Source organism: Rhodohalobacter sp. (assembly GCF_041686455.1).
Lineage (GTDB): Bacteria > Bacteroidota > Rhodothermia > Balneolales > Balneolaceae > Rhodohalobacter.
On sequence record NZ_JAWLDW010000001.1, the window covers coordinates 18,069 to 35,362 of the forward strand.

A 17,294-nucleotide genomic window follows, 5' to 3' on the forward strand; every position below is an offset into this window, starting at 1 on the left:
GGTTGAGTTAAAAGTCCTCCTTTGAAGGGGGATGTTCGATAAGGCGAAGAGATCTGAATTAAGATCTGATTCAGATCAAGGCCCCGTTAACACCCCTCGCGGCTTACGCCACACTCCCCTGAAGGGGAGACTTTCTGATTCATGTCATCATCATTAAATCAATTAATATTCACCGCTCCCTGGAACTCTCGTTTGAGAGCTACGCTTCCGGTTCTCGACATCTCAGTAATGCCATACGGTTTCATGACTGCGATCATGGCATCTACCTTGTCAGTATTGCCGGTTACTTCCAGGGCCAGTTTGTCGTTGGTTATGTCGATTACTTTGGCCTTGAAGGCCTGTGCAATCAGCATAATCTCAGGACGGCCGGCTTTCGCTGTGGATACTTTCACGATGGCCAGTTCGCGTTCAATACACTTTTTATGTGTCAGATTTGTGACTTTATGTACATCAACTACATTATGCAGATGCTTGTTGATCTGCTCCACAGTATGTTCATCACCGTGTGTTGTAATGGTAATCCTTGCCATTCCGGGTTCAGCTTCGGCGGCAAATGTTACGCTGTCCAGCTCGAACCCTTTTCCACTGAATATTCCAATGATTCTGGAAAATGTGTTCAGGTTATGTTTTACCAGTACGGTGAGTGTATGCTTGGCGCTGATGCTATTCGTGGTTACAGCCATAATTATTTACACTCCTCATCTGACTCTACCATTTCATTTAGTGCAGCTCCGGATGGCACCATGGGGTAGCAGTTTTCAGTTTCAATTACGCTGAAATCCATCAAGACGGGACCTTTTTTAATGGCCATGGCTTTTTTCAAAACATCCTGCATCTGATCAGGGTAGGTAGCACGCATTCCTACAGCTCCGTAGGCCTCCGCCATTTTCACAAAGTCGGGGTTGTTCTTGCCAAATACGGAATAGCTGGTTCGGTTTTCGAAGAAGAGCTGCTGCCATTGACGAACCATGCCAAGGCAGTTATTATTCATAATGGCAATCTTGACCGGAATCTTGTATTCAACGGCAGTAGCCAGTTCAAATGAGCACATCTGGAAACCGCCGTCTCCGGTAATGCAAACGACGTCACGATCGGGTTGGGCCAGCGCGGCTCCAATAGCGGCAGGAAATCCATACCCCATTGTTCCGAGACCGCCGGATGAAATCCACGACCGGGGGTGATTATATTTGTAGTGTTGAGCTGCCCACATCTGATGCTGACCAACATCGGTCACCACAATGGCATCACCATTGGTGATTTCCGAAATCATTTTAACCATATGCTGGGGATAAATTCTGTCGTCTGCCTGAGGCACCTTTAGTGGATGCTCTTCCTTCCATTTATGTATTGTATTCCACCACTCATCGACTTCTGGTGGATTGGCAAGATTGTCGATGGCGGGAATTACATTTTTAACATCTCCTACAATGGGTACCTCAACGGCTACATTCTTACCAATGCATGAAGGGTCGATATCGATGTGTATTTTTCGTGATTTTTGAGAGAATCCGTTCAGTCTGCCTGTCACTCGGTCGTCAAAACGTGCACCTACTGCAACCAGTACATCACACTCTGTCATCGCCATGTTCGCATACCAGGTTCCGTGCATTCCCAGCATTCCGAGCGATTGCGATTTACTCTCCGGAAAAGCACCGAGTCCCATCAGTGTGGTTGTGACAGGGACGTTCAGGCGTTCGGCCATGGTTGTGACTTCTTCCCACGCCTCGCCGGAAATTGCGCCCCCACCCACATAGAGCAATGGTTTTTTAGCGTTACTTAGCATTTCGGCAGCTTTTGCAATCTGCGGATGATGGCCGTTTGTATGAGGCTTAAAACTGGGGATCTCAACCTTTTTCAAACCCGAATAACGACTTTTGGTATTCAGCATGTCCTTTGGTAAGTCGACTAATACAGGCCCCGGCCTGCCATTGGTTGCAATGTGAAACGCCTCACGAACTACATCTTCCAGCTCATTTACATCTCTTACCAAATAGTTTTGTTTCGTAATGGGACGGGTAATACCCACGATGTCCGCTTCCTGAAAGGCATCGTTTCCGATTACGCCTGTGGGTACCTGTCCGGTAAAAACTACAAGTGGAATCGAATCCATCATAGCAGTGGCGATTCCGGTTACTGTGTTTGTCCCGCCCGGTCCTGAGGTGGCCAAAACCACGCCGGGCTTTCCAGTCGCCCGTGCATATCCATCGGCGGCATGGGTGCCGGCCTGTTCATGGCGGATCAAAATGTGATTCAGGTCATGGTTATCGAAAAGTGTGTCATAAACCGGAAGAACAGCACCACCGGGATATCCAAAAAGAGTATCAACCCCAAGGTCAGTCAGGGTTTTAATCAGGATTTCGGCACCGTTATGGGGCTGGCTTTGTGGCTTCCCAACTGTTTTGAGTGATGGCTGTTGAGTATTCGTATTTGCGGAAGATGTTGAATGGGTTGATTTCATTTTTTACTCACGGGTATACTTTACCCGCCAGAGGAAAAAATAAATCGCGATGTTTGGATTTGGTTTCTAACCTCTGGCTGGGTGGGTTATCTAATAATTAGGTTTAGAATTAGAATGCCAGAAATTAGAATAGATAGAATAATCAGCAGTAGGCTGATAATAATATCTAAAGTGCTAATAGAAATGATCAAAGCACTTAAAGCGATAACAGGTAGAGTTGCTAGTAGCACAAATATCAAATTGAAGACAGCAATCACGCCCATGGCATCTTCCCGAAGAAGAGCAGTAGAAACGCTATGTGATTGTTGTGAATTCAAACGAATTTGTTTGTGATTGTTTATCGCTCCAAAAAACCTATACAACCAACTCACACAAGTCAAGATTTTTTTTAAATAAATCTTTGAATATCATATAGACGAAATAATAGATTATTGAAAAGCGCTTCCATGTATCTAAAAATAGACGTGTAAGTTATTGTCTTTAAACAACTAAAAAAGTGGTACCAAAATGGCCCAAAAAATCAACAAATTTAGCTCACGATTAACCGAAAGTCAGTCGCAGGTCGGATCCAAAGCAATGCTTTATGCCACCGGCTTGAGCGAGGATGATATGAAAAAGGCTCAAATTGGGATTGCAAGTACCGGCTGGGACGGCAATCCGTGCAACATGCATCTGAACGGTTTGGCTGATATTGTAAAGAAGGGAGTTTGGGCAAATGAAATGGTCGGTTTTGTATTTCATTCCATCGGTGTGAGCGACGGTATTTCGATGGGGACACAGGGAATGAAATTCTCTCTTCCTTCTCGTGATATTATTGCCGACTCGATCGAAACGGTAATGAATGCTCAGTGGTACGATGCCAATATTTCGGTAGTGGGATGTGATAAAAATATGCCCGGTGCCGTAATGGCGATGGCAAGAGTGAACCGGCCTTCAATTATGGTGTATGGCGGGACTATACGACCCGGAAACTTAAATGGGGAGAAGTTGGATATTGTGTCGGCGTTTGAGTCTTATGGGAAATTTTTATCAGAAGAGATTGATGAAAAACAGATGAATAACGTACTGAAGCATGCCTGCCCCGGAGCCGGTGCCTGTGGAGGAATGTACACGGCCAACACCATGGCATCAGCCATTGAAACATTGGGAATGAGCTTGCCTTACAGCTCTTCGATACCTGCCACGCATGATCAAAAAATTCAAGAGTGTGAAAAAGCAGGAGCTGTGATTCGGACCCTTTTGGAAAAGGATATTAAACCAAAAGATATTATTACGAAGGATTCAATGGAAAATGCAGTTGCCATGATCATTGCCCTGGGTGGTTCAACAAACGCCGTAATGCATATGCTTGCCATTGCTCATGCAGCCGGAGTGGAGTTTACAATTGATGACTTTCAGGCTGTAAGCGACCGGACGCCATTCCTGGCTGATCTCAAACCGAGTGGCAAGTATGTGATGGAGGATCTATATAACGTGGGTGGAGTACCTGCGGTGCAAAAACTGCTTTTAAAAGAGGGTTATTTGAAAGGAGATTGTATGACTGTGTCCGGTAAAACACTTACAGAAAATGTTGAAAAACTGCCGGGCCTTTTGGAAGAGCAAAAGGTTATTCATCCAATATCTAACCCCGTAAAGAAAACAGGGCATCTTCAGATTCTTTACGGAAATCTATCTCCTGAAGGAAGTGTGGCCAAGATCACCGGAAAAGAGGGAACCCGTTTTTCAGGCCCTGCCGTGGTTTTTGAATCGGAGGAAGACGCTCTTGAGGGAATTCGTAGCGGTAAGGTAGGAAAGGGGAATGTGGTTGTGATACGGTATGAAGGACCGAAAGGCGGCCCCGGCATGCGCGAGATGCTCTCTATCACAGCAGCCATAATGGGCGCAGGGCTCGGTAATGATGTGGCGTTGATAACCGACGGACGCTTCTCAGGCGGTACACATGGTTTCGTGATCGGCCACGTAACACCGGAAGCTCAGCTTGGCGGGGCAATTGGACTGTTAAAAAACGGAGATACCATTACCATCGATGCCGAAGAACGGATTCTGAATGTAGATATCTCGGATGAAGAACTCGACACCCGCCGTAAGTCCTGGAAAGTCCCGGAGCTAAATTACCTTAGCGGTGCACTCTACAAGTATTCCAAGTTGGTTTCGACAGCGAGTGAGGGTTGTGTTACGGATGGATGATCCATCTTAGCCGGTAGGTAAATTTGATATAGATTACTCATTTCTTCTTGCATAGAGGTTCGAATCTCGTATTTTCTTCAACTGATGGTTCAAACATTAACTAAAACAAGTTAAAGTGGCTGACGAAAAGAAAATAAACGAGGATGAAGTCCCTGAATCTGAAGGAAGGGGCTCATTATTTGACAAATTTCTGAATTTCATTGAAAAGGCGGGGAATAAACTTCCCGACCCGGCAATGCTCTTCTTTTTACTATTGGTGATTGTGTGGGTATTTTCTGCACTTCTTTCGCCTATCGATTTTGGTGAAGTTCACCCCCGAACAGGGGAAGCATTGAATGTTCAAAATATGCTTACCGGAGAAAATTTAGCCTCTTTTCTGGCGAACATGATTGAGACATTTGTGCTATTTGCTCCGCTTGGTATTGTGCTGGTAGCGATGCTGGGCGTTGGTGTAGCAGAGCACTCCGGCTGGATAGACGCCGGTCTGAAAAAGCTTCTTGGCTTTACACCAAAGTCGCTGTTAACCCCAATGCTGATTTTAATCGCGATTGTGAGTCATACGGCCGCTGATGCCGGTTACGTACTCGTAATTCCACTTGGAGGTGTGATTTTCTATGCTGCCGGAAGGCACCCGCTGGCCGGTATAGCTGCAGCTTTTGCCGGAGTGAGTGGAGGATTTTCGGCAAACTTCATCCCATCGGCTATTGATCCTCTCTTAATGAGTTTTACATTGGAAGCGGCAAGAATTTTGGATCCCGAAATTATGCTAAATCCGCTCAATAACATTTACTTTACCGCTCTCTCCAGTATTTTGATTGTCTCCGTAGGTTGGTACATCACAGATAAAATTGTAGAGCCTCGGCTTGAAGGAATAAAAGTTGATGGCGACGAGGACGAAATGCCTCAAATGGAAGATGTTACAGATAAAGAGAGCCGGGCATTCTGGTTTGGTTTTGCAGCCATGATTCTAGGTCTGATTGGCTTGTTCATATGGGCGTGGCCTGAAGGCTCTTCATTGCGTGATCCAAATTGGGACAATCCCGAAGTGAGTTCACTCTTCTCCTTTAATGCACCGCTGATGCAGGCAATTGTACCACTCATTTTTATTCTGCTGCTGATTCCGGGTGTTGTGTACGGTTACGCTTCCGGAAAGTATAAGAGTTCGAAGGACATGATCGACAACATGACTAAATCGATGGAAAGCATGGGGTATTATGTTGTAATGGCCTTCTTCTGTGCACTCTTTATTGATGCATTTGCTAAATCAAATATTGGACTTTTGATAGCGCTGAAAGGGGCAAATTTCCTTCAGTCTCTTGCCCTGCCGGGACAGATCACCATTGTGGGAATCGTGTTTCTGAGTGCTTTTGTGAATATCCTTGTAGGTTCAGCTTCGGCAAAATGGGCGCTCATTGCTCCAATATTTGTTCCGATGCTCATGCAATTAGGAATCTCTCCTGACTTAACTCAGGCAGCTTATCGTGTAGGAGATTCAGTGTCGAACATTATCACACCGCTTCTTCCATACTTCCCTCTTGTGGTTGTATTCTGTCAGAGATATGTGAAGAAAACGGGAATTGGAACGCTCATTTCCATGATGCTTCCTTATTCTATTATCTTCCTGGTCGTCTGGACAATCTTCTTGCTGCTCTACTGGTGGATTGGAATTCCGCTCAGTTTCGAAGCGAATTACGTTTATCCCGCAAACTAGTAGATATGAGTCATGAGTCTTGAGTCGTGAGTCGTGAGAATATATCTCACATCTCAAGACTCAAATCTCAGGACTATTTTTTACTTCGTACAATAAGTTCCTGCAGTACTGTGTCAAGGGAGATATCTCTTTCTACGAGAAGTACCATCAGGTGATAGATCAGATCTGCTGATTCGTAGATTACTTCAGAGTCTTTCTTGTTTTTGGAAGCGATGATTGTTTCTACAGCTTCTTCGCCTAGTTTTTGGGCAATTTTGTCAATCCCCTTTTTAAAAAGCCGTGTTGAATAGGAGCCCTTGGGTAGTTCTTTTTTTCGTTCTAAGAGTACTCGTTCCAAGTCGTAGAGAAATTCGATTTCTTGCTTAGCCATTCGTTTAATTCAGTTTATGTAGTCAATTCAATATTCTTACTTCGATACCATTTTCAGCCATTTTCTGTTTCAGTTCAGAAATCTCAATTTCTCTGAAGTGAAAGATACTTGCAGCTAAAACAGCATCTGCTTTTCCATTTTTTACGGCATCGATACAGTGCTGTGTGGTTCCGGCACCACCACTGGCAATAACCGGAATAGTAACATTTTCATTAACAACTTTAAGAAGCTCGTTGTCGAAGCCTGATTTTGTCCCATCGCGGTCCATGCTGGTGAGCAGTATTTCCCCGGCACCGAGTTCTTCCGTTTTTTTGATCCACTCAATGGCATCCAATCCGGTCGGTTCAGAACCGCCTTTAACAAATACTTCCCAGTGATCCCCAACTTTTTTGGCATCAACAGCGGCCACAATTGCTTGCGAACCGAATGCGTCAGAAGCTCGGGTAATTAAATCGGGATCACGGACAATGGCACTGTTCAAGGATACCTTATCTGCTCCTGCTTTTAAGATTTCTTCAATCTCTTCAACGGTTTTAATACCGCCTCCAACTGTAAATGGAATGTTGATGTGAGCCGCAATCTCTTTTACCAAATGAACTAATGTTCGTCGTTTCTCTTTGGTAGCTGTAATGTCGAGAAAAACCAATTCATCAGCACCCTCTTCCGTATAACGCTGAGCCAGCTCAACAGGATCACCGGCATCTCGCAACCCGACAAAGTTCACCCCTTTAACGGTTCGGCCGTCTTTGATATCCAGGCAGGGGATGATTCGTTTTGTAAGCATATCGAACGTAAGGAGTTAATCAGCTGTAAAAAATAGTGAAAATGATTGTCAATTCACGTTATGAATTTGATGAGTGAAGGTGCCCCATGTCATCCAACCCGATGTGTCCTTCGTAATAGGCTTTACCTACTACAACTCCATCTACCCCAATACTATTGAGCTGAATGAGATCTTGCAAATTGGAAACTCCACCGGAAGCAATCCACTTGACTTCCGGAAAGCGATTTTGAAGATTGCTGTACATGTCAAAATTTGGGCCGGTTAACATTCCATCTCTGGCGATGTCTGTGCTTAATACTTTATTTAAACCGGCTTCAATCATCGGGTTTAAAAAATCTTCAATCGGTTTATCGGAAGTTTCAAGCCAGCCGCCGTAGGCCATTTTACCATCTTTTAGATCAAGCCCAAGAATAATTTCGTCGGGATTGTTTCGAATGGCAGCTAAAAACTCATCGGTTTTTTTTACAGCCATGGAGGAACAGATGATTCCACTCAACCCCGCATCCAAAAGTTTCTGAATGTCTTCCTGGGAACGAACGCCGCCACCGGTTTGAACCGTTAATTCCAGTTGGTTAATGATGGTCTTTATAATCGGAAGGTTTTTAAATGAACCATTTTTTGCTCCATTTAAGTCTACAACATGGATGTGATCAAATCCTGCTGTCTTAAACTTGGCTGCTTCTTCAATGGGATTGTGATTGTAAACTGTTTTTTTATTGTAATCTCCTTTTAGCAGTCGCACAACCTGTCCGTCAAGTAGGTCTATTGCGGGAATGATATTCATATAAAATGATAGTTGAATTAAATGATGAAGTATGCTCAAAGGTAAGAAATTATACAGATGGCCGAATCAGAAAACCGACGTTTAAAAAATCAGGTAGTTTTTTGAGCAGACTTTTCTACAATATCCAAAAAATTCTGAAGGAGAAGTGAACCTACGGTACCTGATTTTTCAGGGTGAAACTGCACTCCCATAAAATTATCTTTTGACACAACCGCACAGAAATCTTTGATGTATTTGCAGGTTGCAAGTGTATACTCGTTGGCAGGAGCATAATAACCATGCACGTAATAAAGAAAGTGCTTATTGTCGATATCTTTGATTAGCGGATGGTCTTTTTTGGGTTCAAACCGGTTCCAACCCATGTGGGGGACTTTTGCTTTAGAAGCGTCAAACTTTTTCAGTTTACCGGGTATCAGTCCGAGCGTATCACTGGCACCTTCTTCCGAAGATTCGTAAAGAAGCTGCATGCCAAGACAGATGCCTAACACCGGTTTTTTGGTACATTTCAACCATACATCCAGATCTCGTGAGCGCAGGTCGTCCATTGCGGCTCCGGCATGTCCAACCCCGGGAAAGATAATTCCGTCCGCCCTGTCCAGCTCTTTTTGATTATCAGAGATGAAATAGTCTGCGTTAAGTCGTTCAAGCGCATTTGCAACGGAGGCCAGATTTCCGGCCTGATATTTAATAATTCCTATCAACGTTCTGGGTGCTTCTAAAAAGTTTAAATTGGGTTAAATAGTGCCTTTTGTTGAAGGGAGGATGCCCCTGGTACGCTCACTTCGAGTTATGGCAAAACGCAGGGCTCTGGCAAAACCTTTGAAAGTAGCTTCAATGATGTGATGATCATTTTTTCCGTTAGCGGTAACATGCAGGGTTGCCTTTGCGTTCATGGCCAGGGTATAATAAAAGTGTTCTAACATTTCGGTAGGAAAATCACCTACGTATTCACGCTTTAAATCAACATTATACTCCAGGTAGGGTCGGTCGGAAAGGTCGATGGCGACCGTTGCCTGAGCTTCGTCCATTGGCAATACAAAGCCGTAGCGCTGAATCCCGGCTTTATTGGTCGACACAGCTTTGCTGATGGCTTGCCCCAGTGCAATAGCTGTATCTTCTATCGTGTGGTGTTCATCTACTTCCAGATCACCTTTGCAGGTTAATTCAAGATCAATCAAACCGTGTTTGGCAATTTGGTCCAGCATGTGATCAAAAAAATTCAGGCCGGTATTAATATTACTTTTCCCGCTTCCGTCAAGGTTGATATTTATGTGGATTTCCGTCTCTTTAGTGGTTCGACTGATCTCCGCTATTCTGGATGGAAAAAGAACCCGGTGCACCAGCTCTGTCCATGATTCTGATTGGCTTAGAACTTCACCATCCTTCTGAAACTGCAACAAGTTTTCGGATCGGGTTATGATTGCATCAGCACCATCTTTGGTTTTTACTGCTTGAAAGTTTTCATTTTCAAGCAGGTTTATTTGGGGTTCAGTCAGAGCTGAGCTGCTCCAGGCAATCTCGTGTCCGTGTTCCCTTAAATATCCTAACCCATAGACTGCTCCCGGAGCGAGTAATGACTCATTGCTACCTTTAAGTGCTGATGATTCTACCAGAATGACCATAATATTGTGTGGTTTAATATTGTTAGCCTACAATTTCTTTAAGAGCCTTTAAGAATTTTACATTTTCGTCCGGCATACCGATTGTTATACGCAGGCAATCTTCACAGAGCGGTTCATTTCCACGATAACGAACTATGACACCTCGCTCAGCAAGTTGTTGATAAACTTCCTTTGCATTCTCAATTTTGAACAGGACGAAATTAGCGTCTGAAGGATAGACTTTAGTTACGGCACTGCTAAGACTCAGCTGCTCAGCCACGTAGTCCCTTTCATCCTTAATTGCATTTATATTGAACTTCATCAGCTCCATATTTTCAAATACTTTCATAGCAGTATCGGCCGTCAGTTTATTGATATTATAAGGAGCTTTTACACGCAGCATGTAGTTGATGATATCAGGATTTGAGATGGCTATCCCCAATCTGATTCCGGCAAGTCCAAACGCTTTTGAAAATGTTTGAAGTACAACTAGGTTTGGATACTGCTGAACCATCTGAGCCATCGATTCCTGCCGACTGAAGTCAATATAAGCCTCATCTACTACCACAATTCCATTAAATTTTGCGACCAGCTTAAGCAGGTCGGTTCGCTTCATATCATTCGCTGTGGGATTATTTGGAGAGCAGAGAAACAACAGTTTACTTTTTTCATTTACTTCCTCGATAATAGACTCCGGCTGGAGCTGAAATTTTTCATTCAGTAAAACTTCCTGAACTTCAACATTGTTGATATTTGCTGCCACTTTGTACATGCCATAGGTGGGTGGAGTAATGAGAACAGAGTCTTGGCCGGGCTCGCAAAAAATCCTCATCAGAAGATCAATCGGTTCATCGCTGCCCACACCGAGAAAAATATTCTCTCTGTCCACATCGCGGTATTCAGCAATTCTGTCTCGAAGTTCGTCCTGTGTGGGAGATGGATATCGATGCAGATTTAACGTACTTCGGATGGGTGAGCCATAGCTGTTCTCATTGGCATCCAGAAGAGTCCCGCTGTCAAATTCATCCCGTGCACTGCGATAAGGTGTTAGCTTGCGAATATTTTCTCGAACTAAATTGTCGATATCAAACATTGGGGTAATAATTCAGTGAGTTGTTTTAATTTTTTCCAGACGGAGTGTTACAGCATGCTTATGAGCCTGGAGCCCTTCAATTTCAGCTAAGGTTTCAACTGTAGGTCCCAAATTTTGTAATCCTTCTTCAGAGATTTTCTGCATGGTGACAAATTTTTGAAAACTATTCAGTGAAACTCCGCTATACATTTTGGCATAGCCATACGTAGGTAGTGTGTGATTGGTTCCGGATGCGTAATCACCCATGCTTTCAGGAGTCCACGGACCGATGAATACAGATCCGGCATTTAGGACTTTTTCGGCCAATTCATCGGCATCGATGGTATTTATGATTAAGTGTTCCGGCGCATAACGATTTGAAAACTGCATGGCTTCACCGGAAGATTCTACCGTGAGTATGAAGCTTTTTGCCAAAGCATTTTCAGCGAATTCTTTTCGAGACAGTTCGTTTAACTGCAGCTCTAACTCTTTTTTGATAGACTGAATGTCGGCATCTTTTGTAATGACTAACACCGATTGGCTATCGGAGCCGTGTTCGGCCTGAGACAGCAAATCTGAAGCAATAAATGCAGGGTCTGCAGTTTTATCCGCTATAACCAGAACCTCTGAAGGTCCTGCCGGCATATCAATGGACACCATTGCTTCGCTATTTTGCAGAAGCATTTTAGCGGCAGTAACATATTGATTGCCGGGCCCGAAAATCTTATCCACTTTGGGAATGGATTCTGTTCCAAACGCCATTCCTGCAATTGCCTGAGCTCCCCCAGCTTTAACGATCTTTTCTGCACCGATTTTTTGAGCGATATAGATAATCGATTCGTGTACATTTCCATCTTTATCAGGCGGAGTTGCGATCACAATTGTTGAACAACCGGCAATCATTGCAGGTACTCCCAACATCATGGTTGTTGATGGAAGGGGAGCAGTTCCACCAGGAATGTAAAGTCCAACCCGTTCTATGGGTTTGGCCACTCTCCTGCAAACAACACCCGGCATCGTTTCAACTTCCAGATCCATGGTAGACTGATGTTTATGGAATAGGAAAATATTGTTTAACGCCTGATCTATGGCGTCCTGAATTTTTGGTTCAAGTGTAACGCTCAGATCGTTTGGATCGATTGTGATCTCATTAAGATCTACTCCATCAAACTTACGGGTGTATTTCCGGATCGCTTCGTCCCCGCTTTGTTCTACATCATCCAGGATCGGCTGAACCTGACCAAAAACAGAAGTAAAATCCATCTTAGGGCGTTTACAGAGCTTTTCAATTTCTGAATCGGCCAGGTTTTTAAGTGAGTAATTTTTCATGATTTTAAAATTCAGTTTTCTCAAGACTCATGTCTCATGTCTCAAATCCGTTCATCAAACTATCATCGATTCAATTGGCAGAACGACAATTCCCGTGGCACCGGCACCTTTCAGCTTTTCCATCAGATCCCAGAATGTTGAAATTGTAACCACGGTATGAATGGCTACCATTCCATTATCAGCCAAAGGCATTACTGTGGGACTTTTCAGAGATGGAATAATTCTTTTGATTTCGTCAACAGATTCCTGCGGTGCGTTCATCATGATGTATCGGCTTTTTTCTGCCTTTTGATAACCTTCAATTCGCTGAAGAAACTTATCAATCAGCGCCTGCTTTCCTTCAGAGAGAAGTTTATTTGTTTTTACGAGTTGGGTTTCTGAATCGAAAATATTTTCAATTTCTTTCAGGCCGTTGGCTTTCAGAGTGCCGCCTGTTGAAACAAGATCTGTAATAGCGTCGGCAATTTCCAAACGGGGTGCAATCTCAACTGATCCGGACAGGGTAATGATATCTGCTTCGACGTTTTTGCTTTCAAGAAATTTTTTGGTGATAACCGGATAGCTGGTGGCAATACGTTTTCCCTGCAGGTCTTTTGCGGATTGAATATCACCGTCTTTAGGTACGGCAATGGAAAGTCGGCAGACACCATAATCGAGGCCTTTCAAAATAGTTACATCCGATTCGTCTTCGGCAATGGTGTTGGCTCCGACAAAACCAAGATCACAAACGCCATCCTCAACATATTCGGGGATATCGTCGTCGCGAATAAGTAAAAGTTCAACGTCGAAATTCCGGCATTTTACCAGAAGACTTCGCTTGTAATCGTCAAACTTCAGCCCAATTCCTTCGAGCAGGTTTAAGGTTTTATCGGTTAATCGGCCGCTTTTCTGAACGGCAATTCTCAGTGAGGTGGAAGAATCCAGAGTTCTCATAGAATTAGTTAGTTATTTATGTTAAAAAGGGTAGTGAGAAAAAATGGTTAAATAGTCTGTGCTTAACGGAAGAGTAAATTAATGATGATGATGCACAGGATGGCCGTGATCTCCATGATGGGAGTGGTGATGAGTGGAGATATGTCGGTTCGTAAATTTCACTTCTCAAAATTATGCATTTAAAACTTAGGATGCCAAGATAAGTTTAAAACATCCGTATTTGTTGAAATCATTCTGTAAAAAGAAAAAGCCCGGCTCATTTAAGAACCGGGCTTTGAATCATTTAAAATATGATTTACGACTTATTCACCATTAACATTTGCTCCGGACTCTGAAAGTGTAACGGTATCAATAAACGTGGTGTCGGGAGCAGTAACTTCAATGTTGGATATCACTTCTGAGTTATATTCTTCCATACTTGGAGCTACTGAAACCTGATAAGTACCGTCCAAAAGTCCTATCATCAGAAAGTCTCCTTCGTCACTTGCTTGCGTACCTGCGAGTGTATCTTCATCAGCAATGGCATAAACCCAAGGAAGTGCTTCAGCAGGTTCAATGCTACCACCGATGGCGCCGGTTTTTGCAAGTTCAACAGCTTTGATCACCGGCTTTAAAATATACATTCCGGAGTTTCCTGCTTTTACAATAGAACGTGAAGCATCAAAATCCAGAAGTAGCGTATAGTTTTCGCCACCTTCAATCTCTGCATTAACATTCAGTTTCAGACCGGATTGCTGAGCACTTGGTGTGGTAAGTGGAGTAGATTCTCCATCAATAACGAGTTCATTTTGCTCTCCAAGAATGAGCCGTATTTGACTGTAGTTGCCCGCTTCAAGTTCCGCTTCACCTAATATTTCATAATTACCGTTGGTCAATTCCAGCAGATTCACTCGAACAGGCTGGTCATTAACTGTCCTCCATCCGTTATCATCCTCCTCAGCTTCAGATTGTTTGTGTACGCGAACTTCCTGTACATCAACCCATACCTCATCATAGTTTGCGGGCGCATCTGTTAAAAGGACCTGCAGGGTTCCGGTATCATTTGTAAGGTCATCAGATAAATCGCAGGATGCCAAAAGAAAAATAGCTGTAATAAATATTGAAATAGTGCTTAGTATTCTCATCTTTTTACTCTCAATTTTGTTTGTATTTTGATGTTAGTTCAGTCTATTTTAATGCTCTATTATTAAAAATGTTCCATTTGTCGATATCGTTTCGATACTTGACATACCAATTTAATTTCGAAAACCAACAAAATGAAGACGATAGCTCAATTAACGTACATACCTCTTTACTCTGATCATCCAAAAGAACAAGTTCAGGATTTGCTTGAATTTGTCGCACAGCATGATGTTGAAGTAGATGTAAACTATTTGTCAACAAGCATTAAAGGCGATTCGGACGTTGTATTTGAACTAATTCGAGAAGTCTACGATTCAATGACGCTGGAAGGACAAAAATTCAGATTTCATGTTGAGCTGTTGAGCCCCACCTCAGAGTAGCATCTTTCTCGCAAGGAGATAGAGTGACTTTTCTTCTTCAACAGTTTAGATATACGTTTCCTAAAATTGCTTGTGGTTCCACACAATCAAGGAGAGGGTCATATAACAATTAAATGCAATGACCGTTTAAGCTTTGTATATTTAGGGCTGAATAATTTTTAGCATTTTCTATCCATCTGTATGAATAATATTCGCAATTTTTGCATTATCGCGCACATCGACCATGGTAAATCCACATTAGCCGACCGCATGCTGGAGCGCACCGGAACAATTAGTGAAAGGGAGATGCAGGAGCAGGTTCTCGATGATATGGACCTGGAAAGGGAGCGTGGAATTACAATTAAAAGCCACGCCATACGGATGGACTATAAACGTCCAAGTGGCGAGGTGTATACATTCAATTTAATTGATACCCCCGGTCATGTCGATTTTGCCTATGAAGTATCGCGTGCACTAAAAGCTTGTGAAGGTGCGCTGTTGGTTGTAGATGCTGCACAGGGTATTGAAGCGCAAACAATTTCAAATCTCTACCAGGCGATTGATCAGGATCTGGAGATCGTACCGGTATTAAATAAAATCGATCTACCGGGTGCCGATCCTGAAGGTGTTGGTCAGCAAATTGTTGATTTGATTGGTTGTGACCATGAAGAGATTATCAGTGTATCCGGGAAAACAGGTGAAGGGGTTGAAAAGCTTCTGGAAGCAATTGTAGAGCGAATCCCGGGCCCAGAAAGGGATGATGAAAAACCCTTGAAGGCTCTGATTTTTGATTCCATTTTTAATACGTATCGTGGCTCCATTGCTTATGTTCGGGTAATGGAAGGAACTCTCAAGAAGGGAGATCCTATACTTTTTATGGCAACCGGCAAAGAGTATGATGCCGAAGAGATTGGTTATCTGAAACTGAAGAAAGAACCGGTTAAAGAGTTAAAGGCCGGAGATGTAGGTTATGTAATTGGCAGCGTAAAATCGTTACAGGATGCCAAGGTGGGTGATACCATAACACATCAAAAAAAGAAGGCCGACAAAGCTATTCCGGGTTATAAGGATGTAAAACCGATGGTTTTTAGCGGCATTTTCCCAACAAGCTCGGAAGATTTTGAAGATCTGCGTGCGGCTTTGGAAAAACTGCAGCTCAATGATGCTTCACTGACTTATCAGCCGGAAACCTCAAAGGCGCTTGGTTTCGGATTCCGGGCAGGATTTCTGGGTATGCTCCATATGGAGATTGTACAGGAACGCCTCGATCGTGAGTTTAATATTGATATTATTACCACTGTTCCGAACGTGCAGTACGAAGTAGATACAGAAGAAGGAAAGCGGGTTCAGGTGGATAATCCCAGTGAGATGCCTTCTGCGGGTGATATTGAAAAAGTATGGGAACCGTATATCAAGGCGAGTATTATTACACCTGCCGAATTTATCGGGCCTATCATGAAGCTGTGCCAGGATCGTCGGGGAGTATACGTTAATCAGCATTTTATGCAGAATAATCGTGTGGAAATAACGTACGAACTGCCAATGGCCGAGGTGGTTTTTGATTTTTATGACAGACTCAAGAGCGGAACACGCGGCTATGCGTCTCTGGATTATGAATTTATAGAATATCGAAAAGGAGACTTGGTTCGTTTAGATATTTTATTAAATGGGGAACCTGTTGATGCACTATCAAGTATAACGCACAGAGATAAAGCCTACTATCAGGGCAGAAAAGTGTGTGCCAAATTGAAGGAGCTGATACCCCGGCAACAATTTGAAGTAGCAGTACAAGCTGCCATCGGTTCACGCGTTATAGCCCGGGACACCATTCGCGCACTTCGTAAAGATGTAACCGCGAAGTGTTATGGTGGTGATATATCCCGTAAACGAAAATTGATCGAAAAACAGAAAGAAGGTAAAAAGCGTATGAAACAGGTAGGCGCAGTGGATATTCCACAGGAAGCCTTCCTTGCTGTTTTGTCTATGGACGACGAAGATTAACAAAGATTTATATGAAAAAAATAGTATTATTTTTATTCATCGCACTTTTCAGTGTTGATGTCTACGCTCAGTTTGAAGATCCGGAAATCCGTAAGGTTGAACACTCTGAACGGTCTCAGTTCGAACAAAGATTCTCTGATATCAGCTGGACTGGTCAGGGGCTTTACAATCCAACCACAATCGATAGAATTCCTACAGTGGAACTTCGCTCAAGATTGCAGGCTGTTTTTGGTGATCCGACACAAAAAATCGGTGATCTGATTAACGAGCGTAACTTCAGGCCCGGAAAAGCCGTACAGTTCGAATATTGGTTTATTATTGATGAAGAAATGCCGTTGATGATTCTGGATTTAGATGGCCCGTTTGAAAATGGATTGGTGTATGTGGGTGCGAGTCGCTATATCGATATGATGCCTCAAGTGAAGCGGATGTTGAATAGAATGCTAATGAATGAATCAGAAGAATTAGAAGCTTTCAGTGACTATTTTTACTCCCCGGAGCGAGATCAATGGTATCTTGTAGAGTATCAGGATGGTGAATTTGTACACGAGGCTATAGACAGACCCGGAAATTTTAATTAAGA

The 17,294-nt window shown here is 43.3% G+C and carries 16 protein-coding genes; 5 read left to right on the forward strand and 11 right to left on the reverse strand.

The features are described 5' to 3' along the window. Positions 1–158: 158 nt before the first annotated feature. Positions 159–683, reverse strand: a complete 525-nt coding sequence (ilvN, locus tag ACESM0_RS00075; protein ID WP_372902409.1) for an acetolactate synthase small subunit — start codon at positions 681–683, stop codon at positions 159–161. 2 nt (positions 684–685) lie between these two features. Next, positions 686–2,458, reverse strand: a complete 1,773-nt coding sequence (gene ilvB / locus ACESM0_RS00080) for a biosynthetic-type acetolactate synthase large subunit (RefSeq protein ID WP_372902411.1) — start codon at positions 2,456–2,458, stop codon at positions 686–688. A 507-nt stretch (positions 2,459–2,965) separates the two neighbouring features. On the opposite strand from ilvB, the gene ilvD reads away from it, so the two are divergent. Next, complete coding sequence (gene ilvD / locus ACESM0_RS00085) at positions 2,966–4,645, forward strand: dihydroxy-acid dehydratase (RefSeq protein WP_372902413.1); 1,680 nt, start codon at positions 2,966–2,968, stop codon at positions 4,643–4,645. 115 nt (positions 4,646–4,760) lie between these two features. Further along, positions 4,761–6,356: an AbgT family transporter gene (locus tag ACESM0_RS00090; RefSeq protein ID WP_372902415.1), complete on the forward strand. Its 1,596-nt coding sequence runs from the start codon at positions 4,761–4,763 to the stop codon at positions 6,354–6,356. Between the two features lie 73 nt (positions 6,357–6,429). Here the strand turns inward: ACESM0_RS00090 and hisE are convergent, their stop codons facing one another. The 9 genes from hisE to ACESM0_RS00135 form a co-directional block, all read right to left on the reverse strand. Beyond that, positions 6,430–6,726, reverse strand: a complete 297-nt coding sequence (gene hisE / locus ACESM0_RS00095; RefSeq protein ID WP_372902417.1) for a phosphoribosyl-ATP diphosphatase — start codon at positions 6,724–6,726, stop codon at positions 6,430–6,432. 22 nt (positions 6,727–6,748) lie between these two features. Continuing rightward, positions 6,749–7,510, reverse strand: a complete 762-nt coding sequence (hisF, locus tag ACESM0_RS00100; RefSeq protein ID WP_372902419.1) for an imidazole glycerol phosphate synthase subunit HisF — start codon at positions 7,508–7,510, stop codon at positions 6,749–6,751. Positions 7,511–7,568: 58 nt separating this feature from the next. Next, positions 7,569–8,294, reverse strand: a complete 726-nt coding sequence (hisA, locus tag ACESM0_RS00105) for a 1-(5-phosphoribosyl)-5-[(5-phosphoribosylamino)methylideneamino]imidazole-4-carboxamide isomerase (RefSeq protein ID WP_372902421.1) — start codon at positions 8,292–8,294, stop codon at positions 7,569–7,571. 89 nt (positions 8,295–8,383) lie between these two features. Then, positions 8,384–8,995, reverse strand: coding sequence for an imidazole glycerol phosphate synthase subunit HisH (gene hisH / locus ACESM0_RS00110; protein WP_372902423.1), 612 nt, complete (start codon positions 8,993–8,995; stop codon positions 8,384–8,386). 33 nt (positions 8,996–9,028) lie between these two features. Then, a complete protein-coding gene (gene hisB / locus ACESM0_RS00115) occupies positions 9,029–9,916 on the reverse strand; it encodes an imidazoleglycerol-phosphate dehydratase HisB (RefSeq protein ID WP_372902425.1) in 888 nt (295 codons plus the stop codon). Positions 9,917–9,938: 22 nt separating this feature from the next. Continuing rightward, complete coding sequence (gene hisC, locus ACESM0_RS00120) at positions 9,939–10,988, reverse strand: histidinol-phosphate transaminase (RefSeq protein ID WP_372902427.1); 1,050 nt, start codon at positions 10,986–10,988, stop codon at positions 9,939–9,941. Positions 10,989–11,000: 12 nt separating this feature from the next. Then, positions 11,001–12,296: a histidinol dehydrogenase gene (gene hisD, locus ACESM0_RS00125; protein ID WP_372902429.1), complete on the reverse strand. Its 1,296-nt coding sequence runs from the start codon at positions 12,294–12,296 to the stop codon at positions 11,001–11,003. Positions 12,297–12,350: 54 nt separating this feature from the next. Beyond that, on the reverse strand, positions 12,351–13,229 hold the full coding sequence (gene hisG / locus ACESM0_RS00130) for an ATP phosphoribosyltransferase (protein WP_372902431.1): 879 nt from the start codon (positions 13,227–13,229) through the stop codon (positions 12,351–12,353). Between the two features lie 302 nt (positions 13,230–13,531). After that, a complete protein-coding gene (locus ACESM0_RS00135; protein ID WP_372902433.1) occupies positions 13,532–14,353 on the reverse strand; it encodes a DUF4382 domain-containing protein in 822 nt (273 codons plus the stop codon). A 132-nt stretch (positions 14,354–14,485) separates the two neighbouring features. On the opposite strand from ACESM0_RS00135, the gene ACESM0_RS00140 reads away from it, so the two are divergent. The 3 genes from ACESM0_RS00140 (at position 14,486) to ACESM0_RS00150 (ending at position 17,292) form a co-directional block, all read left to right on the forward strand. Continuing rightward, a complete protein-coding gene (locus tag ACESM0_RS00140) occupies positions 14,486–14,731 on the forward strand; it encodes a YkoF family thiamine/hydroxymethylpyrimidine-binding protein (RefSeq protein ID WP_372902435.1) in 246 nt (81 codons plus the stop codon). A gap of 180 nt (positions 14,732–14,911) precedes the next feature. Continuing rightward, positions 14,912–16,711, forward strand: a complete 1,800-nt coding sequence (lepA, locus tag ACESM0_RS00145; RefSeq protein ID WP_372902437.1) for a translation elongation factor 4 — start codon at positions 14,912–14,914, stop codon at positions 16,709–16,711. Positions 16,712–16,722: 11 nt separating this feature from the next. Next, positions 16,723–17,292 carry a hypothetical protein gene (locus ACESM0_RS00150; RefSeq protein ID WP_372902439.1) on the forward strand — a complete coding sequence of 190 codons (570 nt, stop codon included), beginning with the start codon at positions 16,723–16,725 and terminating at the stop codon, positions 17,290–17,292. Positions 17,293–17,294: the final 2 nt, after the last annotated feature.

Excerpts from the sequence above, each read along its gene's own strand:
- ilvD (WP_372902413.1), top strand. The coding sequence starts at position 2,966 with ATGGCCCAAAAAATCAACAAATTTAGCTCACGATTAACCGAAAGTCAG.
- hisE (WP_372902417.1), bottom strand. The coding sequence starts at position 6,726 with ATGGCTAAGCAAGAAATCGAATTTCTCTACGACTTGGAACGAGTACTC.
- hisC (WP_372902427.1), bottom strand. The coding sequence starts at position 10,988 with ATGTTTGATATCGACAATTTAGTTCGAGAAAATATTCGCAAGCTAACA.
- ilvB (WP_372902411.1), bottom strand. The coding sequence starts at position 2,458 with ATGAAATCAACCCATTCAACATCTTCCGCAAATACGAATACTCAACAG.
- ACESM0_RS00135 (WP_372902433.1), bottom strand. The coding sequence starts at position 14,353 with ATGAGAATACTAAGCACTATTTCAATATTTATTACAGCTATTTTTCTT.
- hisA (WP_372902421.1), bottom strand. The coding sequence starts at position 8,294 with ATGAATATCATTCCCGCAATAGACCTACTTGACGGACAGGTTGTGCGA.
- hisD (WP_372902429.1), bottom strand. The coding sequence starts at position 12,296 with ATGAAAAATTACTCACTTAAAAACCTGGCCGATTCAGAAATTGAAAAG.
- hisF (WP_372902419.1), bottom strand. The coding sequence starts at position 7,510 with ATGCTTACAAAACGAATCATCCCCTGCCTGGATATCAAAGACGGCCGA.
- hisG (WP_372902431.1), bottom strand. The coding sequence starts at position 13,229 with ATGAGAACTCTGGATTCTTCCACCTCACTGAGAATTGCCGTTCAGAAA.
- lepA (WP_372902437.1), top strand. The coding sequence starts at position 14,912 with ATGAATAATATTCGCAATTTTTGCATTATCGCGCACATCGACCATGGT.
- hisB (WP_372902425.1), bottom strand. The coding sequence starts at position 9,916 with ATGGTCATTCTGGTAGAATCATCAGCACTTAAAGGTAGCAATGAGTCA.
- ilvN (WP_372902409.1), bottom strand. The coding sequence starts at position 683 with ATGGCTGTAACCACGAATAGCATCAGCGCCAAGCATACACTCACCGTA.
- ACESM0_RS00150 (WP_372902439.1), top strand. The coding sequence starts at position 16,723 with ATGAAAAAAATAGTATTATTTTTATTCATCGCACTTTTCAGTGTTGAT.
- ACESM0_RS00140 (WP_372902435.1), top strand. The coding sequence starts at position 14,486 with ATGAAGACGATAGCTCAATTAACGTACATACCTCTTTACTCTGATCAT.